The organism is Pseudomonas sp. D3-27, from assembly GCF_051132165.1.
Classification (GTDB): Bacteria; Pseudomonadota; Gammaproteobacteria; order Pseudomonadales; family Pseudomonadaceae; genus Aquipseudomonas.
In genome coordinates this window covers 2,578,351-2,597,033 of record NZ_CP071667.1, presented here as the reverse complement: position 1 = coordinate 2,597,033, position 18,683 = coordinate 2,578,351, and the positions used below count along the sequence as shown (strand labels likewise).

Genomic DNA, 18,683 nt, shown 5'->3' with positions numbered 1-18,683 from the left:
TTCGGTAAGTGGCTACAGTATGCCGAGCCGCCGGGCCGCTTCTCCATGGCCTGAAAAAGGCTAAACTGGTTTTTGACCTTTTTTATAAAGGCCATTTTGACCATTTACCTAACGGAGCCGTTATGACCGACGACATCGACCAGATCCTCATCAAGGCGCTGATGGAAGATTCCCGACGCTCGCTCAAGGCTTTGGCGAACCTGAGCGGCCTGTCGTCCCCCAGCGTTGCCGAACGCCTGCGTAGACTCGAGGAGCGTGGCGTGCTCAGGGGCTATACCGTTGAAGTCGATCCGAAGTGTTTTGGTTATCAACTCCAGGCCATCGTGCGCATTCGCCCATTGCCAGGGCAGTTGCAAGAGGTGGAGCGGCAGATCCAGGCCATTGGCGAGTTCACTGAATGCGACAAGGTGACTGGCGAGGATTGTTTCATCGCGCGGCTGCATGTGCGGTCGATGGAACAGTTGGATGTTTTGTTGGATAAGTTGAATGTTCTTGCGGAAACCAATACGGCTATTGTCAAGAAGACGCCGGTGAAGCGGCGGTTGCCTCCGATGGGTTGAGGGCTATTGATGGACGCCGACCTGGTGCAAGCCCCAGACAAAAAAAGGCGCCTTTCCTTCAGGAAAAGCGCCTTTTCTCAAATCAACAGCTCAAGCCGGACACTCCGGCAATATCAGTCATCACGTCCCATCAACCCAAACAGCTGCAGCAAGCTGACAAACAGGTTGTAGATCGATACATACAGGCTGATGGTCGCCATGATGTAGTTACGCTCGCCGCCATGGATGATGGCGCTGGTCTGGTACAGGATGCAGACCGACGAGAACAGCACGAAGCCGGCGCTGATCGCCAGTTGCAGGCCGCTGATCTGGAAGAAGAAGCTAGCCACCACCGCACCCAGCAACACGAAGAAACCGGCGGTGATGAAACCACTCAGGAAGCTCATGTCCTTGCGGGAGATCAGTACGTACGCCGACAGGCCACCGAACACCAACGCGGTCATTGCGAAGGCCGAGCTGACCACTTCTGCGCCGCCCTGCATGCCCAGGTAACGGTTGAGGATCGGGCCGAGCAGGAACCCCATGAACCCGGTCAGGGCGAAGGCCGAAACCAGGCCCCAGGCCGAATCGCGGAGCTTGTTGGTAAGGAAAAACAGGCCGTAGAAACCGATCAGCACGACAAAGATGTTCGGGTAACCGACGCGCATCTGTTGTGCGACGAAGGCCATCACACCGCTGAAAGCGAGCGTGAGTGCCAGCAGGCCATAAGTGTTGCGCAGGACGCGGCTAACTTCTAGCTGCTCAGCCTGCACGCTGTTGTTCACTGCGTAATCCTGTTCGCGCATGGCGACACTCCTCCGGTTTTGAAACATTCAGTGGCAAGGATCATAACAGACGCTCTGTAACAAGCTACGTGGAGAGTTTGACAGTGTGTTTCATTCGGGTATTATGGCGCCCGCAACGCAATACGGAGGTGTGGCCGAGTGGTTTAAGGCAACGGTCTTGAAAACCGTCGACTGTAACAGGTCCATGAGTTCGAATCCCATCGCCTCCGCCATCTTCTAACGTTAAAGCCCTGACTTGTCAGGGCTTTTTCGTGTCTGGCGTTTGAAAAAACAGTGACGGTCTTCACAAAGGAAACAGTGCATGCCATCCCCTAGCCTACTCAAGGAAAGTAAAGTGCCCCGTAAAACAATCGGTTCGATCGCTGCTGCAATTGTCGGCGTGGTCCTGTTATGCGTGTTCTTCGGAAGTTGGTACACGGTTGATGAAACCGAGCGCGGCGTGCTTCTGCGCAATGGCGCGCTGGTCGGGGTGGTTGAGCCGGGGCTGTCGTTCAAGACGCCATTTATCGAATCGGTACGCCTGATCAGCACGCAGAGCCAGGTAACCTCCTACGACGACTTGCAGGCCTACAGCAAAGACCAGCAATCGGCCGAGCTCAAAGTGTCGGTGTCGTGGCACATCGCGCCTTCCGACGTGGCGAAGGTCTATACCCAGTTCAAGGATCTGGAAGGCATCCGCGACCGGATGATCAGCCGGCAGGTGCCGACGCAGGTGGAGAATGTGTTCGGCAAGTTCAACGCCGTGGCCGCCGTGCAGAACCGCGTCCAACTGGTCAACGATATCTCCGCTGCGATCAAATCGACGATTACCGGGCCGGTGATCATCGACAGCGTCCAGGTTGAAAACATCGATTTCAGCGATGCCTACGAAAAGGCCATCGAAGCGCGCATGGCCGCCGAGGTCCAGGTCAAGACCCGTGAGCAGCAGCTCGCCACCGAACAGGTCCAGGCGCAGATTCGGGTGACCCAGGCCCAGGCGGAAGCCGATTCGCAAGTGGCCCAGGCCAAGGCCGATGCCCTGGCAACGGAACTGCGTGGCAAGGCTGAAGCCGAGGCGATCAAGGCCCGCGCCCAGGCGCTGGCCAGCAACCAGAACCTGGTGGAGCTGACCAAGGCCGAGCGCTGGAACGGTGAGTTGCCCACCACCATGCTGCCGAACAGCGCGCTGCCTTTTATCGATTTGAAGTAACCTCCCTCGGCGCGGTCGATTCCGGCCGCGCCATTTTCCCGTGCAGCGTCTGGACAGATACGTCGACGCCGGTGGTTGACGCTACACTTGCTTCACTGATGACCAGACGTTCACCGTTAGCAGGGAGCTCACCGTGTACCCAGGCAAACAAACAACGCAACTCCCCTCCTGTATCCCATTCTCTGCCCGTCCCGATAATTGCTCACACTCGCCAGGTCCGGTTTCGGCATCCGTTCCGCGCAGGAGAAACCTGTGACCATTCTGATCAATAAATACAAGTGGCCCGTCCTGTTGGCCGCGGCGCTTGTTGTCTTTTCCGCATTGATCTTCTTTTTAATAAAATCCTATACATACGACTCAGCGACCTATTTCGAATCACGGGACTTCATTCGCCAACTCAAGCAAGCCGACGCCAACTGGAACGTAAAAATCCTCAGGAAGAAAATCGGCGTCAACAATAACCTGTCACTCACCCCACCGCCCGAAGCGCAGACTCGCTGGGAGCAATTGGAGCGTTTGAACAGTTCCGGCCCGCTGGCGGCGCTCTGGGCGTCAAGGCGCCAGGGATACGTGGATGCGGTCAAGAACAAGAATCTGCTGGTCGAGCAGTTCGAGCAGCACAACGCCACCCTGCGGGCGTCCCTGGATGAGTTGCCGACGGTTGAAGACGAAATACAAAACCTGTTGCAGGAGATGAAGGCGAACGGCGAGATCGCGCGCCTGACCGCAGCCTCGAATGTCCTGGACCTGGCGTTGACCACCCTGGAGTTCGCTCTTTACGTCACGGCGGATAAAGAACGGGAAGTGCAGGACCAGTTAAGCGAACTCGAACATCAGATTGACCAACTGCCTGCCCTCTATCGGCCCGCGTTTGTGTCACTGATACACCACGTCAAGACCATCATCCACGAACAGCCCCAGGTCAACGACCTGCTGGACCGCATCAGCGTCATCCCAGTGGCCCAGGAGCTGGACAGCATCAACGAGCTGTTGAACGAAACGCAGCGCAGGACCGCCGCCACGGACCGTAAGTACCATATATACCTGGCGGTGTGCGCCGGCCTGATGGCGCTTTTGATGATCTATCTGGCCGTACGGCTGGTGCGCAGTTATTCAGTCATCAACCAGATCAACCATGAGCTGCAAACTTCCAATGACAAACTGGAAGAACGCGTCCAGGAACGCACTCGCGAGTTGAAGGAGGCCGAACGGGAGTTGGTGGATGCCGCTCGCATGGCAGGCATGGCCGAGATTGCAACGAACGTGTTACACAACGTCGGCAATGTCCTCAACAGCGTGAATATTTCCGCGGACCTGGTCACTCGCAAGTTGAAAAACAGCAAGACGCAAGGGTTGGGCAAAGCCGTGAAAATGATGAACGAACATGCCGACGACCTGGGTCATTTCATCACCGAGGACGAAAAAGGCAAGTTGTTGCCCCGCTACTTCAATGAACTGGTGGACTCTGTTGCAGGCGAACAAGCACTGCTCATCGAAGAACTGGCGCAGTTGACCAAAAGCATCGATCACATCAAGGACATCGTCACTACCCAACAAACCTACGCCGGGGCTGCGAGGCTGATCGAGCCGCTGAACGTCGCCGATCTGTTCGAGGATGCCCTGCGCATGAATTCAGGGGCGCTGAGCCGGCATCATGTCACCGTGATCAAGGATTACCAGGACGCTCCCGTGATTCTCGGCGACAAGCACCGGCTGCTGCTGATCCTGATCAACCTGATCAGCAATGCCAAGTTCGCCATGTCCAGCGTTGAGCACCCACGGGAGATGACCCTGGGAATCCGCATCGTCGACCAGACGACGTTATGCGTCAGCGTCAAGGACCGTGGCGAAGGGATTTCCAAGGAAAACCAGGCGAGGATCTTCAATCATGGCTTCACGACCCGCAAGGACGGCCATGGCTTTGGCCTGCACAGTTGCGCCCTGGCGGCGGTCGAAATGAACGGCCGTCTCTTGGCCTACAGTGACGGACCGGGGCACGGCGCCCTGTTTACGCTGGAACTGCCCCTGGAGCTGGCAGCCTCATGACCCGCTTTGACTGCGCGACTGGCATCCGTGCCTGCGCGCAGTCAACAGAACGCGGCCCTACTTGACGTTCCCGGACGGGGCGTTATGGCGTCTCCTGGCGGGTAATGCGGCGGCGTAGGCCAGCGCTTCCTCCCGTGAGGCGAAGGAACCCAGCCGATCAGCCTGGGTACAGACTCGCCAAGGGCCGCTGTTGACGCTCAGTACGTCATAGCCATTGATGTGCATTTTCGTCAGCATCGCAGTACTCATGGTGATCACCTCCTGCAAAGTACCGAGTTACGCTGCCTACCATACTCCCGGTTCACCCGTCGGTGCCTACCGGGCGTCGCGACAGTTCATCGTCCATGCAATTCAATGGGAGTCCGAATCCCACAGCCAATCCCATAAACCTGGCAGATGCACGGGCTGGGACGTGTCGCGAACCGTGCGAGCCAGCGCCGCTCGTTCCAAGGCGCGGCTGTCGTCGTAGAACGGCTTCGCATCGGTCCTGAGCCCGGTCTCCCTGGCACTGTCCATAAGGATCTGTAGGTATTCACGGGCGTGGCGGGCGGTATATCGGTTGAGGTCGTGGAAGGTCACGACGACCGGTATCACACCGTCCACAGTGGGCAATTGACCATCCGCGATGCGCTCGCGGACCTCGGAGAGCTGGCGCGTGAGGTTCATCCGCCGTCGTGGGCTCACGGTAATGCCCCAAACCTTGCCATCATTGGCGCTCAAGTCAGTCAGCAATACGTGCATACCGTGTCGTTGATAAGCGGCAAACGTGCGCTTGTCGAAACTCCAGAATGGCGGCCGTACCAGGTTTGGCGATGCGCCTGTGATCACAGCGATATCGTTGGCGCCATTGGCCAGGGACTGCTCCAACTCATCCGGATCCAGGAATCGATGATTGGTATGCCAATAGGTAGCCGTGTGGAATCCCAATAAGTGTCCGTTCGCATGCTCACGACGCATGAGCGAGCGGCCGATTTCGCTGCCACCGGCCCGTGGCGCTCGGGTCTGGACGAAAAAAACCGCCTTGATCCCAGGCTGCACCGGATTACGGTCCAATGCGTCCAGCACGTCGGCGCTCGGATTCCAGAAAGACGATGCGCTAGGCCCATCATCGAATGTCAGCAGGAAACGGATCGGGGCCTGGACGCGCAGGCGTTCCTCGGTTTGCGGGGTCAATTCGATGGGCGGGCCGATGCAGCCCGACAAGTGCAGGGCAAACAGCGCCACGACCAGCGCCCTGGCGAAATTGCTCATGTCTTGCCTTTATTCAGTGCCACGTTACGTCGCCTTTGATCCTTGGCACCGGTGCTTTCAAGCTCACCTTGGAGAAGGTTACCCGGGTTTGGTTCCGCACCGTGAGCACGGTGTTCAGCAACCCTCGACACTCTCCCTGTAGACCCCATTCTTGACCGTCCGGAAATCCAATGGAATTTTCCGAACGCCTCCGTATCCATCCGTATAGGATCAATTAGGGAGGATTTATGGGCGGTCCATCGCTTTACATCATCGACTACATGCTCCATGGCGAGCCCAAGTCTTTCATCATTCGCGCCGAAGTGATGAATAACTCCGAAGCTTGGCATTGGGCCAGTTGCGACGCGGGTGTTGGGCGCATCCCCAAATTCGGCAGGGAGAAGGTCAAGCGGGTTTCAAAACCCATGGCAGAAAAATATGGCATTACCGATGTGCGCTGGCGAGCCTCCGTCGCGCCATCCTGGGTCAAGGAGTCTGGCTGAACAAGACATGAAAGGGTCCGGCGCACCGACTGTCCAGTCGTGCGCCGGATATCCAACGCCGCAGAAATATCTCAACTACCCTTATTGCAGCCTTACCCGTCCATAGCGATGGGTTTCGTGCTGCCTCATCCAACGTTGAATGGAGGTGTGACATGTCCGAAAAAGAGTCCATCACCACCCTGCTCACTTTATTGGAATCGCGCCAGGCGGGGCTGACCGCGGCCTGTAAGGAAATTGCCGACTGGGTCGACCATCAGGGCGGCCATCCCGCTGCAGTGCGCATCCGCGATCGGCTCAACGACATCGAAAAGGATGCCCCGTCGATCCAGAGCGCCCTCTCTTCACTCAAACCTGTGGAACGTCCGTTGCCAAGATTTCGCTAATAGGTTTCGCTATATGTTTCGTTGATGGAAAGCTTCGTCAACGACGCTTGCCGCACCGGTTTCCCTGAGCTCCACCGGTTGTAAACCCGATGGAACGACGGCGTACGTTTGCACCTCGATATTGATAGGTATCGATGCAAGAGCCGTCATAAGGGAGAACCAACATGAATGCCAGAGTCCTGCTGCTGATTGCCTGTGCCTGCCCCGCCACCGTCATGGCGCAGGGTTGCGAGGTCCTTACCCGATCCCAAAGCCAGGCGGTACAGGAAATCGAAACCCGCAGTTGCTATGAGTACAAGGGCGTCCCCTCGGAGGCCATCGGCTGGTCCTGCAGCAACGAAAGCAAAGGGACCCTGAGCACTCAAAAGAAACCCGTCGAGCGTTGCGCCGAGGGCTACGTGGCAACGTGTCAGGCAAGACTGACTCAGGAAGCCCTGGCCAATCCCCATTCCACCAGCAAGGATCGCAGCGGCGGCTCGGCGAATATCCCGGACAACGCCCAAGTCACCTGGTACTACTACGACGCGCAACAAGTGCAGCAAGCACAAAAGGATTGCGAAACCACCGGCGGCCAATGGAAGAACCGCTGACCGGGTGGTTCGCATCACATGGCGTCAGCCCTTGCTGTGTTCTGGGGAAGAAGGCGGGTTCTTGACGCCTCGTGGCCCGGCCACGCCCCAGATGATCAAGCCCAAGACAGGCAAGATAATCAGCAACAGCGCCCAGCCCGCCTTGGTACCGGCCGACTTGTCGCTGCGAAAGACGCTGACGATCGCCCACAAGTCCACGAGCAACAGCAACACCGCTACGGCGATCCAGAAATAACTGGCTAGTTCAGACATGGCCTCAATCCTCTTGTCGGTCTATGGATTAGGCATGGCCGCGCCAGCTCCGTTCAAAGAATCTGACTTGCTGTTACGGTTGACGATCGTGCAGCTACAAGCGCTCGTTGAGGTAGGCGACCCATTGCTCATAGGCCTCGTGCTGACGCCGGACCGCCTCGTCCCAGGCGGTTCCCGACATTTGATGGACACAGATAAGCGCCATCATCTCCGACGTTGCTGCGTCGAGCTCAACCAGAAGCTCGTGGGATCTGACTTTGAAGTCTTCAACGGTGGTCATCATTCCTCGCTCCCCCCATCGGGGCCGGCTCGTCCACCCAACATTGATGCGTTTTTTCGGCGCTGATTCATTTTTGGCGATGATCGGTCGTCGACAACGGCCCTGCCTCGACGTTTTCCAACCGTCCGCGAAATAAACGAAGCCTTTTCCATGGGGCGCGATCCCATGGACAGAAACGAAACATTTCGTTTTTTGAACGCCGAAACGGCGCGAGGCTCAAATATTGCAGTTATATTGCACTTTAATGACAGTCGGGATTGGGCCAGGTTATGAAGATTCGAGCGACCGTCATCTGCGAAGAAGACCGCCACATCCTGCTGGTACGTAAGCCCAAAAGCCGCTGGGCGTTGCCTGGCGGAACTGTCGAGCGCGGCGAAACCCACGCCGACGCCGCCCTAAGGGAACTGGCGGAAGAAACGGGGCTGAGCGCCGAAAGCCTGCTTTACCTGATGCGGATCAATGACGGCGGTACCGAGCATCACGTGTTCGAGGCGGCGGTCAACGATTCGACGGCCGCCAGGCCACAAAATGAGATCAGCGACTGTGTATGGCACCCGTTGGACGCCATTGCGCAGTTGCAGATGAAAAAGGGGATGCGGGAAATATTGGAAGCGTTTCGGCGCAGGCTGTAGACCGCTTAACACCTGACGAACAATTTTGCGGACCCGAAACAAACAAGGGTTTGCATTAGCTTTCGCTCGCAAACCCTTGAATTAGATGGTGCCCGAAGCCGGAATCGAACCGGCACGCCCTTACGAGCGGGGGATTTTAAGTCCCATGCGTCTACCAGTTTCGCCATTCGGGCGGTAGCGCGGCCAAGCCATGTGACACTGTCGGATAGGCATCCCACAGGATCGAGGCTGGTGCAACAGAGGGGGAAATATATACATCCCTCCTGGGTGAAGCAAGGCGGCCATTGCCCTTTTCAAGACAAAACCTTTCACCGCCCCCTAAATAAAAAAGCTCCGTAGATCATGAATCTACAGAGCTTTTTAGAAGTGGAGGCCGAAGTCGGAATCGAACCGGCGTAGGTGGATTTGCAATCCACTGCATAACCATTTTGCTATTCGGCCTCAATACGCCTGATGCAATGAAACCACATCAAACGGATAAAAACTTATCCGGACAAAGCCGCTAATAGCGAGCTATCTCCTTGAAAACATTGAAGTTTTTTACGCCTCGATGCATTCGATGGGCGCAATTATGTACTCATTTGCCTAAGCTGACAACCCCTTGATTTCAAAAAAAATTTGCCTGGCGGTGAGACCTTCGGATGTCCTTTCTGGGCAACACGACGGGCCGAAACCTCTGCCAACCGGCTCATCGGGAAACCACTCACACCAACGGAACAACCGCCGTTGCCCTCGGTTCATTCGTTATGTCGTCCCCTGGATCAGCAAGGAGAACCATCATGACTGAACGCCCAAAACTGGTGGCGAGCCGGGCTCCGGTGCCCACCTCATCACGCCCCAATCTTGGCACGCCGGAGCGCCTGGTGTCGCTGGTGGCCGGCTCGTTATTGCTTGCCAATGGTTTGCGCCAGGGCGGTCTAAAGGGCTGGCCGCAGGTGCTGCTCGGCGCGTGCGCTGCCTGGCGAGCCTATTCAGGCACATGCCGGATCAAGCAAGCCCTGACCCACAGCCCTTTCGAACAAACATTCGAACAGGATCGCGATTGGGACGGCAGCAAGGTCATTTCCCGCAGCATCACGGTGGGCAAGCCGAGGGACGAGGTCTACGCGTTCTGCAGCGAACCGGCCAATCTGGGAGCGCTCATGCCATGGGTGGACGCCATCGAACAGACGGGCGAACGAACTTATCGCTGGGTCGCCCATGGCCCGATGGACAAGACGTTGCAGTGTGACCTCGAACACTGCGAACCCAAGGAAGGCCGCAAGCTGCACTGGATTGCCGGTCCGGACCGACGCTTCAAGCATGACATCCAGATGCATTTCAGCGATGCGCCCGCCGGTCGCGGTACGCAGATCAAAGTCATCGTGGCTTGCGAGACGCCTCTCGGCGCGGCCGGCTATGCGCTCGCCGCCGCTATTTCCCGGTTCTCCGACAAGGCCCTGCTCAATGTGCTGCGCAGCATCAAGCAGCAACTGGAAACGGGCGAAGTCAGCACCAACAAGATGCGCGATCCGCATACCAAGGATTTTCTGTTTGTCCACTTGGCTACCCACGCGACGCAAGCTCCAGCCAATGACTCATCCTCTGACAAACCCGAACTCAATGGAGGTACCGTCTGATGCGCGCATTGACTTGGCAAGGCCCCAACAAACTGCAGGTCGAGACGGTGGACGATCCCTCCATCCTGAATCCCCGCGACGCCATCGTGCGGGTGATCCTGTCCTCGGTGTGCGGCTCGGACCTGCATCTGCTGGGCGGCTACGTGCCGACCATGCAGGCCGGCGATATCATCGGGCATGAGTTCATGGGCGAAGTGGTGGAAACCGGCTCGGCTGTCACGCAGATCAAGAAAGGCGACCGGGTCGTCACAGTGTCGATTGTCGGCTGCGGAGAATGCGAGCATTGCCAGCGTTCGGACTTTTCCTGCTGCGACAACTCCAATCCGAACCCCACCGCCACCGACATCGCCTACGGTCAACCCGCCTGCGGCATCATTGGCTACAGCCATGCGTTCGGTGGTTATGCCGGCAGCCACGCCACCTATATCCGCGTGCCGTTTGCCGACGTCAACCTGTTCACGATCCCCGATGGCGTCAGGGACGAGCAGGCCGTGTTCGTCTCCGATGCGGTGCCCACCGGTTATTTCGCCGCCGACAACGCCGATATCCAACCCGGCGATACGGTGGCGGTCTGGGGTTGCGGCGGGGTTGGGCTGATGGCGATGTCCAGCGCCTACTTGCTAGGCGCAGAACGGGTGATTGCCATCGACCGCTTTGCCGATCGTTTGCGCCTGGCCGAGGAAAAGGCCGGCGCCATCGCCCTCAACTATGAGACCAGCGACGTGCATGCCGCCCTGCTGGAACTGACCGGCGGCCGTGGACCGGATCGCTGCATCGATTGCGTCGGCATGGAGGCCCATGGCACGGAAGTCGATTATTTCTACGACAAGACCAAACAGATGCTGCGCCTGCACACCGAACGCGGGACCGTGCTGCGCCAGTCGATTCGCGCGTGTCGTAAAGGCGGGACGGTGTCGGTGGTCGGGGTGTACGGCGGCTTGCTGGACAAATTCCCGATGGGCGCGATCGTGAACAAGTCACTGACTCTGCGTTCCGGCCAGCAACCGGGACAGCGTTATGTGAAGCGTCTGTTCGAACACATCCAGAACGGTGACCTGGACCCCTCCTATCTGCTGACGCATCCTATGGGCCTGGAGCAATCGGTTGAGGGCTACGCAATGTTCAAGGACAAACGCCAGGATTGCCTACGGGCGGTGTTCCGGCCGGAATAGATCAAACTCCATGGCGAGGGAGCAACTCCCTCGCCACCGGGATTGCAGGGCCTCACCGGACAGTCGCGGCGCGCGGTCATAATCGGTAACATACCGGCCTTTCCCGCAGCCCTCCTGCGCCCTGCCGACTAAGTCCATTCCATGCCTTTCGAACTCAGCGTTGAACTTTCCACCCTCGCGATACTGGCCGTTGTGGCGTTCATCGCCGGCTTCATCGATGCCATTGCCGGCGGTGGCGGGCTGCTCACCACCCCGGCCCTGTTGACCGCCGGCCTGCCGCCACACTTGGTGCTGGGCACCAACAAGCTCAGCTCGACCTTTGGCTCGGCCACGGCCAGCTTTACCTTTTACAAGCGCAAGCTGTTTCACCCACGGCAGTGGACCCACGCCCTCGTCGGCACGCTGATCGGTGCCCTGGCCGGTGCCGTCGTTGCCCATTACCTGCCCGCCGAGTGGCTGAACAAGATGCTGCCGGTCATTGTCTTTGCCTGCGGCCTCTACTTGCTGTTCGGCGGCACGCCCAAGGCACCGCTGGACAGCAATGCGCCGATCAAGAAGACCTGGCAGTCGCCGCAAGGCTTCGCCCTCGGTTTCTATGACGGCGTGGCCGGCCCGGGCACGGGTGCGTTCTGGACCGTCAGCAGCCTGCTGCTCTACCCCATCGACCTGGTCAAGGCCAGCGGCGTGGCCCGCAGCATGAACTTCGTCAGTAACATCGCGGCGCTGACGGTGTTCATCGTCTCGGGCCAGGTGGACTGGATCATCGGCCTGAGCATGGGCCTGTCGGTGATGGTCGGTGCTTTCTTTGGCGCGCGCACCGCCATCAGCGGCGGCGCGAAGTTCATCCGGCCAGTGTTCATCACCGTGGTGCTGGCCCTGACCGTGCGCCTAGCCTGGCAACACTGGTTCAGCATGGCCTAAGCGCCGCGCCACGTAGAGGTCGATCAGATACCGGGCAATCGAGCGCGAGGCGGGAAGCGGTGGCAGATCGTGGATGCTGAACCACTGCGCGTCTTCGATCTCGTCCTCTTCGGGCACGATGTCGCCGCTGGCGTATTCGGCGTGGAAGCCCAGCATCATCGAATGGGGAAACGGCCAGCACTGGCTGCCCACGTACTGGATGTTCTTCACTTCGATACTGACTTCTTCGCGGACTTCCCGGACGAGGCAGTCCTCGGCCGACTCACCCGGCTCGGCAAATCCTGCCAAGGTGCTGTAGACACCCGAGACAAAACGGGGCGAACGTGCGAGCAGGACTTCATCGCCACGGGTGATCAGTACGATCATGCTTGGTGAGATCCGCGGGTAATGCCGCAGATCGCACGCCTGGCAATGCATCGCCCGCTCGCGCGGCACCTGGCTCATGGGCTGGCCGCAACTGCCGCAAAAGCGGTGTTCCCGGGCCCAGGTCCCGACCTGAGCGGCATAACCCAACACCTTGAACAGCGTGTGATCTTCCTCGAGCATGAACGCGCGCAAGCCTTTCCAGCTGCAACCGGGAATATCCAGGGGGCTGTGCAGTTCCAGCAGGTAGACCGGCTCGCCATCGAAATGGCCGATGCCGTGCTCGGCGAGGATCGACAGGTCTTGGCGCTTGAGCCAGTCGCGAGGAAACAGCGCGCCGTTATCGTCGTACAAAAAACCTTCCGGGCTGCGGGCCACGGCCCAGCCGCCGGGAAGGTCGGTGTCGAGTACTGCGGTGGTCCAGCGTGAAATCATGATCGATCAATCCAGAAATTCGGGTTTCTGTTTGCTCATATGGGCGGCCATGGCCACGCGCAGGTCATTGGATTGCAGCATGGCGGCATTCCACGTGGCGACATATTCCAGGCCGTCGTCGATGCGGTGGTCGCGCATGTAGCTGATCATTTCCTTGGTGCCGGTGATGGCAATCGGCGACTTGGCGGCGATTTCCCGGGCAATGCCCATCACGCCGTCGAGCAGGCTGGCGGTGTCATTGTAGACACGATTGACCAAGCCAATGCTGCGCGCTTCGTCGGCACCAAAGGTGCGCCCCGTATAAGCGAGTTCACGCAGCATGCCGTCCCCGATGATCCGGGGCAAGCGTTGCAATGTCCCAACATCGGCCGCCATGCCGATGTCGATTTCCTTGATGGAGAACTGCGCGTCTTCGGCGGCGTAGCGCATGTCGCAAGCGGAAATCAGGTCGATGGCACCACCGAGACAATAGCCCTGGACCGCCGCGAGTACCGGTTTGCGGCAGTTGTCCACGGCATTGAACGAGGCTTGCAGCTGCAGGATCTTGCGTCGCAGCACGCGGGCGTTACGGCCCACATCCTTGCCCAGTTCGTTCGCCACGCCAGCCAGCATCATTAGGTCGATGCCTGAGGAAAAGTGCTTGCCGGCACCGCTCAGGACCACCACCCGCACTTCGTCGGTGTCGTCGATCCATTGGAAAATCTCGACGATTTCGCTCCAGAACGCCGCGTTCATGGCGTTGATCTTGTCCGGTCGGTTGATCTGCACATGGGCGATGTTGTCTGCAAGTTCGACGTTGAACGCTTGGTATTGCGACATGGCAGTATCCTTTGACCGGCTGGAAGAGGCCTGAACTATAACAAGCGATCACGACAGGACGTAGGCAGCGCATCGGCCAAAAGCGGGACTGCATCACGCTGCGCAATCTAATGTGGGAGCGAGCCTGCTCGCGAAGGCGGCAGGTCAGTCAACATTTTCATAAGCTGAACCACTGCTTTCGCGAGCAGGCTCGCTCCCACAAGGTCTGGGGCGGGTATCAGTCCGTTGCCGGCTGCTCGGACGCCTCCAACCGCCCATCCCAACCACCGCCCAACGCGGCAATCAACTGCACACTCGCAATCAACCGGCTCTGTTGCAGGCTCAACACGCTGCGCTCGTTGCTCAGAGCTGTAGCCTGGACAGACACCACGTCGAGATAGCCGATCAGCCCTGCCCTGTACTGATTCTGCGTCAGGCGCAGGGACTCGCGGGCGGCGTCGAGGGCTTCCTGGCGCACGCGGGCTTCGTCTTCGAGCACCTCGAGCTGGATCATGTAGTTCTCGACTTCGCGGAAACCGTCGAGCACGGTCTGGCGATAGGTGGCGACCGTCTGATCATACGCCGCCACGCTGCGGTCGACCTCCGCCGAGCGCTGGCCGCCATCGAACAGGGTCATCGCCAGTTGCGGGCCGACCGACCAGAAGCGGTTCGGCACGCTCACCCAGTTATCGTAGGTACTGCTGCTGTAGCCACCGCTCAGGCTCAGGGTCAGGTCCGGGTAATAGGCGGCCTTCGCCACGCCGATGTTGGCGTTCGCCGCCATGACCGAGCGCTCCGCCGATGCGATGTCTGGACGGCGTTCGAGCAGTTGCGACGGCACGGCCACCGGGACTTGCGGCAGCGCTGGGACATCCTGGGTTTCGGCCAGGCTGAATTCGGCCGGCGGCAGACCGATCAGCACGGCAATGGCGTTTTCGAACTGCGCACGCTGCCAGATCAGGTCGATCAGGTCGCCCTGGGTGGTCTTGAGCTGGTTCTGCGCCTGGGCCACCGCATCCTTGCCGGACACCCCGGCGCGGTACTGGTTTTCGGTCATTTTCAGAGAGCGCTGGTAGTTGTCGACGGTAGTCTGCAACAAGCGCTTCTGCTGATCGATCACCCGCAACTGCAGGTAGTTCTGCACCAGCTCCGATTGCTGGCTCAGACGCATCGCCGCCAGGTCGGCAAAGCTGGCCTGGGCGCTGGCTTCATCGGCCTCCAAGGTACGGCGCAACCTGCCCCACACGTCCGCTTCCCAGCTCACGCCGGCCTGGGCGCTGTAAGTGTCGCGGATGCCGCTGGAGGAACTGCTCAGGCTCGAACTGCTGCTGCCCGTGCCTTGGCTGGAGCGGGTCTTGCCGACCGAAAGGTCGACCGTCGGAAAGAACGCCCCGCGAGCACTGCGCGCCAAAGCCTGGGCCTGACGGTACTGGGCTTCGGCCTGGGCCACGGTCTGGTTGGAGGCGTTGAGCTGTTCCACCAGGTCGTTGAGCCGGGTGTCAGCGTACAGTTCCCACCAGGCGCCACGGGCCAGGGCGTCGCTGGGGTTGGCCTGGCGCCAGCCCTGGGCCTCCTTGTACTGCGACGGCGCGGCGGCTGACGGGCGCTGGTAATCGGGACCGATTGCGCAGGCACTCAGCAGTGCCACGCAGAGCGCCAGGCTCAAGACACGCGAACCACGGGCAGTCGCCAGCGCAGCGACAAGGTTGAACAACGAACGATCGGTCATAGCGGAGTTTCCAGGGCAGCATCAGTGCGCACCCCACGCCAGCGGTTGAAACGATGGCGCAGGTTATCAAGATATAGGTAGACCACCGGGGTGGTGTAGAGCGTCAGGACCTGGCTGAATACCAACCCGCCGATAATGGTCAGGCCCAGCGGTTGGCGCATTTCCGAGCCTTCGGCGCCACCGAGCAACAGCGGCAGGGCTCCGAGGATCGCGGCCAGCGTGGTCATGAGGATAGGCCGCAGTCGCAACAGGCAAGCGCTGCGGATCGACTCCAACGGCGTTTGGCCGGCGCGCTCCAATTGCAATGCGAGGTCGATCATGAGGATGGCGTTTTTCTTCACGACGCCAATCAGCAGGAACAACCCCAGCAGCGAGATCAGGCTGAACTCGCTGCCCAGGACATAGATCGACAACAACGCGCCCACCCCGGCCGAGGGCAAGGTGGACAGGATGGTCAGCGGGTGGATATAGCTTTCGTACAGCACGCCGAGCACTAGGTACACCGCCAGCAACGCGCCGAGGATCATGAACGGCTGGCTTTTCTGGGTCGCGGCGAACGCGTCGGCGGTGCCGGCCATTTTCGCGATGACATCTTCGGGCATCCCGAGCTTGGCTATCGCCCGCTCGATCGCCGCGGTGCCCTGCTCCACCGTGACGCCTTCGGCCATGTCGAACGAAATACCTTCTGAAGCGAACTGGCCTTCATGGCTGACCCGGTCGTCCTCCAGGCTGTTTTCATAATGGGCAATCGCCGACAGCGGGACCCGCGCGCCATCGGCGGTAATCACCTGGACCTGCTCGAGCGTATTCGGGTCCTGGGCATATTTGGGATTGACCTCCATGACCACCTGATACTGGTTCAGGCTGTCGTAGATGGTCGAGATCTGCCGCTGGCTGTAGGCGTTGTTCAGTACCGAGGTGACCATGTCCATGTCGATGCCCAGGCGCTTGGCCTGGTCGCGGTCCACGATCAGCGTCACCTGCTGCGCCCCGCCACCGTCGCGGGCGTCGATGGCGGTCAGTTCCGGCAAGGCGCGGAAGGCGGCGACGACCTTGGGATACCAGATGCGCAGCGACGCCAGGTCGGCGCTCTGGAGGATGTAGGAATACTGCGACGTGGTCTGCTCGCGACCGCCACCGAATTGCAGGTCCTGGTCGGCCATCAGCATCAATTGGGCACCGGGTACCTTGGGCATTTCCTTGCGCAAGCGCTCGATGACCTTTTGCGCGGAAATCCCGCGTTCCTTGATCGGCTTGAGGCGTACCAGCATGAAAGCATTGTTGGTGCCGTTGTTGCCGCCGATGAAACCCGCCACGCTCTGCACCGCTTCGTCCTTGAGCACCGCGCGACGGAAGATTTCCATTTTCGGCTGCATCACGTTGAACGACAGCCCATCGTCACCGCGCACGAAGCCGATCAATTGGCCGGTGTCCTGCTGGGGCATGAACGTCTTTGGCACCACCACGTACAGTGCGATATTCACGCCGATGGTCACCAGCAGGCTGAGCAAGGTCAGGCGCCGATGGCGCAGCACCCAATCCAGGCTGCGGGCGTACCCCCGGACCATGCGCTCGTTGAGGCCGTGGCTCCAACGCTGCAAGCGGTTTTCCTGCCCCGGCACGTGGGGCTTTAGCCACCGGGCGCAGAGCATCGGGGTAAGCGTCAGGGACACCACCAGCGAGACCACGATGGCGGCCGCCAGGGTGATGGAAAATTCGCGAAACAGACTCTCGACGATCCCGCCCATGAACAGGATCGACAGGAACACCGCCACCAGCGAGGCGTTCATCGACAGCAAGGTGAAGCCCACTTCCTCGGCGCCCAGGTAGGCCGCTTTCATCGGCGGCACGCCCTCGTCGATGTGCCGGGAAATGTTCTCCAACACCACGATGGCATCGTCCACCACCAGCCCGGTGGCGAGGATCAGCGCCATCAGCGACAGGTTGTTCAGGGAAAAACCGTAGAGGTACATCACCGCGAACGTGCCCACCAACGACACCGGCACCGCCAGGGTCGGGATCAGCGACGCACGGAAATTACCGAGGAACAGGAACACCACCAGCACCACCAGCGCCACGGCGATCAACAGGGTCATTTCCGCTTCGTGCAGGGTGGCCTTGATCACCGGCGAGCGGTCCATGGCCAGGTTGAGCTTGACGCTGGCCGGGAGCACCGCTTGCAGGGCCGGCAGCTGGTTCTTGATCTCGTTGACGGTTTCGATGATGTTGGCGCCGGCCTGGCGGTTGATGACCAGCAGCACGGCGGCATCGTCGTTGAAGAACCCACTGTTGTAGCGGTCCTCCACGCTGTCGCTGACCTTCGCCACGTCTTTGAGCCGCAACACCGAGCCGTCCTGGTAGCGGATGACCAGCGTTTCGTAGTCCTTGGCCTTTTCCAACTGGTCATTGGCCTGGACTTGCCACATGCGCTTGTCGTCTTCGACCGACCCTTTTGGCCGGCGGACATTGCTGTCGGCGATCGCCGTGCGGACGTCGTCGAGCGCCACGCCGTACTGGTTGAGTAATTGTGGCTCCAGCTCGATACGCACCGCCGGCAGCGAACTGCCGCCGATCTGCACTTCCCCTACCCCCGCCACTTGGGACAGGCTCTGGGACAGGATGGTGGAAGCCAGGTCATAGAGCTGGCCTTTCTCCAGCACGTCGGAGGTCAGCGAAAGCACCATGATCGGCGCCTGGGACGGGTTGACCTTCTTGTAGGTCGGCATGCTGCGCATGCCACTGGGCAGCAGATTGCGCGAGGCGTTGATTGCCGCCTGTACTTCCCGCGCCGCGCCATTGATGTCGCGGTCCAAGTCGAATTGCAGGATCACCCGGGTCGAGCCCTGGCTCGAACGGCTGCTCATGGTATTGACCCCGGCGATGGCGCCGAACGAGCGCTCCAGCGGCGTCGCCACGGTGGAAGCCATCACCTCCGGGCTCGCCCCCGGCAGGTTGGCCTGGACCACGATCACCGGGAAATCCATTTGCGGCAACGGCGAAACCGGCAGCAAGCCAAAGCACACGCCGCCGAGCAGCATGATCGCGAAGCTCAGAAGCATGGTCGCCACTGGACGGCGGATGAAGGGGCCGGAGAGGTTCATCGACCGCAGCCCCATGCTTCAATGGACAGGCTTTCGTGGCGAGGGAGCTTGCTCCCGCTTGAGTGCGCAGCGCTCACAAAAGGGGCCGCTGCGCA

General features: G+C 59.8%; 19 protein-coding genes and 3 tRNA genes. 11 read left to right on the top strand and 11 right to left on the bottom strand.

The features are described 5' to 3' along the window. Positions 1-122: 122 nt before the first annotated feature. Complete coding sequence (locus J3P92_RS12005) at positions 123-560, top strand: Lrp/AsnC family transcriptional regulator (protein WP_420766795.1); 438 nt, start codon at positions 123-125, stop codon at positions 558-560. A gap of 113 nt (positions 561-673) precedes the next feature. Here the strand turns inward: J3P92_RS12005 and J3P92_RS12000 are convergent, their stop codons facing one another. Further along, entirely contained in the window at positions 674-1,345 is a 672-nt protein-coding gene (locus J3P92_RS12000) for a Bax inhibitor-1/YccA family protein (RefSeq protein WP_039588756.1), read from the bottom strand. 124 nt (positions 1,346-1,469) lie between these two features. Here J3P92_RS12000 and J3P92_RS11995 point away from each other — a divergent pair. From J3P92_RS11995 to J3P92_RS11985, 3 genes are all read left to right on the top strand, one after another. After that, a tRNA-Ser gene (locus J3P92_RS11995) sits at positions 1,470-1,557 on the top strand. 122 nt (positions 1,558-1,679) lie between these two features. Then, positions 1,680-2,534 (top strand): prohibitin family protein, encoded by an 855-nt coding sequence (locus J3P92_RS11990; RefSeq protein WP_420766794.1) that lies wholly within the window; start codon positions 1,680-1,682, stop codon positions 2,532-2,534. Between the two features lie 252 nt (positions 2,535-2,786). Continuing rightward, positions 2,787-4,580 (top strand): DAHL domain-containing protein, encoded by a 1,794-nt coding sequence (locus tag J3P92_RS11985; protein ID WP_434650899.1) that lies wholly within the window; start codon positions 2,787-2,789, stop codon positions 4,578-4,580. 57 nt (positions 4,581-4,637) lie between these two features. On the opposite strand, the gene J3P92_RS11980 is transcribed toward J3P92_RS11985, so the two are convergent. Together J3P92_RS11980 and J3P92_RS11975 are read right to left on the bottom strand one after the other, a co-directional pair. After that, entirely contained in the window at positions 4,638-4,829 is a 192-nt protein-coding gene (locus J3P92_RS11980; RefSeq protein WP_434650897.1) for a DUF2188 domain-containing protein, read from the bottom strand. A 102-nt stretch (positions 4,830-4,931) separates the two neighbouring features. Then, the gene (locus tag J3P92_RS11975) at positions 4,932-5,831 is read right to left on the bottom strand and encodes a polysaccharide deacetylase family protein (protein ID WP_434650895.1); all 900 of its coding nucleotides are present in this window, start codon (positions 5,829-5,831) and stop codon (positions 4,932-4,934) included. Between the two features lie 227 nt (positions 5,832-6,058). Between J3P92_RS11975 and J3P92_RS11970 the strand changes: the two genes are divergently transcribed. The 3 genes from J3P92_RS11970 to J3P92_RS11960 all read left to right on the top strand — a co-directional run bounded on the left by J3P92_RS11970 (position 6,059) and on the right by J3P92_RS11960 (position 7,286). Further along, positions 6,059-6,313, top strand: a complete 255-nt coding sequence (locus tag J3P92_RS11970) for a DUF6555 family protein (protein ID WP_039588765.1) — start codon at positions 6,059-6,061, stop codon at positions 6,311-6,313. Positions 6,314-6,465: 152 nt separating this feature from the next. Then, positions 6,466-6,696, top strand: coding sequence for a hypothetical protein (locus J3P92_RS11965; protein WP_420766790.1), 231 nt, complete (start codon positions 6,466-6,468; stop codon positions 6,694-6,696). A 164-nt stretch (positions 6,697-6,860) separates the two neighbouring features. Then, a complete protein-coding gene (locus tag J3P92_RS11960) occupies positions 6,861-7,286 on the top strand; it encodes a hypothetical protein (RefSeq protein WP_434563836.1) in 426 nt (141 codons plus the stop codon). 24 nt (positions 7,287-7,310) lie between these two features. On the opposite strand, the gene J3P92_RS11955 is transcribed toward J3P92_RS11960, so the two are convergent. Both J3P92_RS11955 and J3P92_RS11950 read right to left on the bottom strand, forming a co-directional pair. Beyond that, positions 7,311-7,538 (bottom strand): PLD nuclease N-terminal domain-containing protein, encoded by a 228-nt coding sequence (locus J3P92_RS11955; RefSeq protein WP_420766788.1) that lies wholly within the window; start codon positions 7,536-7,538, stop codon positions 7,311-7,313. A gap of 94 nt (positions 7,539-7,632) precedes the next feature. After that, the gene (locus J3P92_RS11950; protein WP_420766787.1) at positions 7,633-7,821 is read right to left on the bottom strand and encodes a hypothetical protein; all 189 of its coding nucleotides are present in this window, start codon (positions 7,819-7,821) and stop codon (positions 7,633-7,635) included. Positions 7,822-8,087: 266 nt separating this feature from the next. Between J3P92_RS11950 and J3P92_RS11945 the strand changes: the two genes are divergently transcribed. Next, a complete protein-coding gene (locus tag J3P92_RS11945) occupies positions 8,088-8,450 on the top strand; it encodes an NUDIX hydrolase (RefSeq protein WP_434611568.1) in 363 nt (120 codons plus the stop codon). A gap of 86 nt (positions 8,451-8,536) precedes the next feature. On the opposite strand, the gene J3P92_RS11940 is transcribed toward J3P92_RS11945, so the two are convergent. Next, positions 8,537-8,623, bottom strand: a tRNA-Leu gene (locus J3P92_RS11940). A 194-nt stretch (positions 8,624-8,817) separates the two neighbouring features. After that, positions 8,818-8,891 (bottom strand) — tRNA-Cys (locus J3P92_RS11935). A gap of 338 nt (positions 8,892-9,229) precedes the next feature. On the opposite strand from J3P92_RS11935, the gene J3P92_RS11930 reads away from it, so the two are divergent. The 3 genes from J3P92_RS11930 (at position 9,230) to J3P92_RS11920 (ending at position 12,162) form a co-directional block, all read left to right on the top strand. Next, positions 9,230-10,069: an SRPBCC family protein gene (locus J3P92_RS11930; protein ID WP_434650892.1), complete on the top strand. Its 840-nt coding sequence runs from the start codon at positions 9,230-9,232 to the stop codon at positions 10,067-10,069. Continuing rightward, positions 10,069-11,241: a zinc-dependent alcohol dehydrogenase gene (locus J3P92_RS11925; RefSeq protein ID WP_434650890.1), complete on the top strand. Its 1,173-nt coding sequence runs from the start codon at positions 10,069-10,071 to the stop codon at positions 11,239-11,241. Before J3P92_RS11930 ends, J3P92_RS11925 begins: the two co-directional genes overlap by 1 nt. A 141-nt stretch (positions 11,242-11,382) precedes the next feature. Beyond that, positions 11,383-12,162: a TSUP family transporter gene (locus J3P92_RS11920; RefSeq protein ID WP_434611200.1), complete on the top strand. Its 780-nt coding sequence runs from the start codon at positions 11,383-11,385 to the stop codon at positions 12,160-12,162. On the opposite strand, the gene nudC is transcribed toward J3P92_RS11920, so the two are convergent. The 4 genes from nudC to J3P92_RS11900 all read right to left on the bottom strand — a co-directional run bounded on the left by nudC (position 12,130) and on the right by J3P92_RS11900 (position 18,588). After that, positions 12,130-12,960, bottom strand: a complete 831-nt coding sequence (gene nudC, locus J3P92_RS11915; RefSeq protein ID WP_434650887.1) for an NAD(+) diphosphatase — start codon at positions 12,958-12,960, stop codon at positions 12,130-12,132. The genes J3P92_RS11920 and nudC overlap by 33 nt on opposite strands. A gap of 6 nt (positions 12,961-12,966) precedes the next feature. Further along, positions 12,967-13,779, bottom strand: coding sequence for a crotonase/enoyl-CoA hydratase family protein (locus J3P92_RS11910; protein WP_434611198.1), 813 nt, complete (start codon positions 13,777-13,779; stop codon positions 12,967-12,969). A 217-nt stretch (positions 13,780-13,996) separates the two neighbouring features. Continuing rightward, the gene (locus J3P92_RS11905; RefSeq protein ID WP_434650884.1) at positions 13,997-15,487 is read right to left on the bottom strand and encodes an efflux transporter outer membrane subunit; all 1,491 of its coding nucleotides are present in this window, start codon (positions 15,485-15,487) and stop codon (positions 13,997-13,999) included. Continuing rightward, positions 15,484-18,588 carry an efflux RND transporter permease subunit gene (locus tag J3P92_RS11900; protein WP_434650882.1) on the bottom strand — a complete coding sequence of 1,035 codons (3,105 nt, stop codon included), beginning with the start codon at positions 18,586-18,588 and terminating at the stop codon, positions 15,484-15,486. Before J3P92_RS11900 ends, J3P92_RS11905 begins: the two co-directional genes overlap by 4 nt. Positions 18,589-18,683 lie beyond the last annotated feature (95 nt).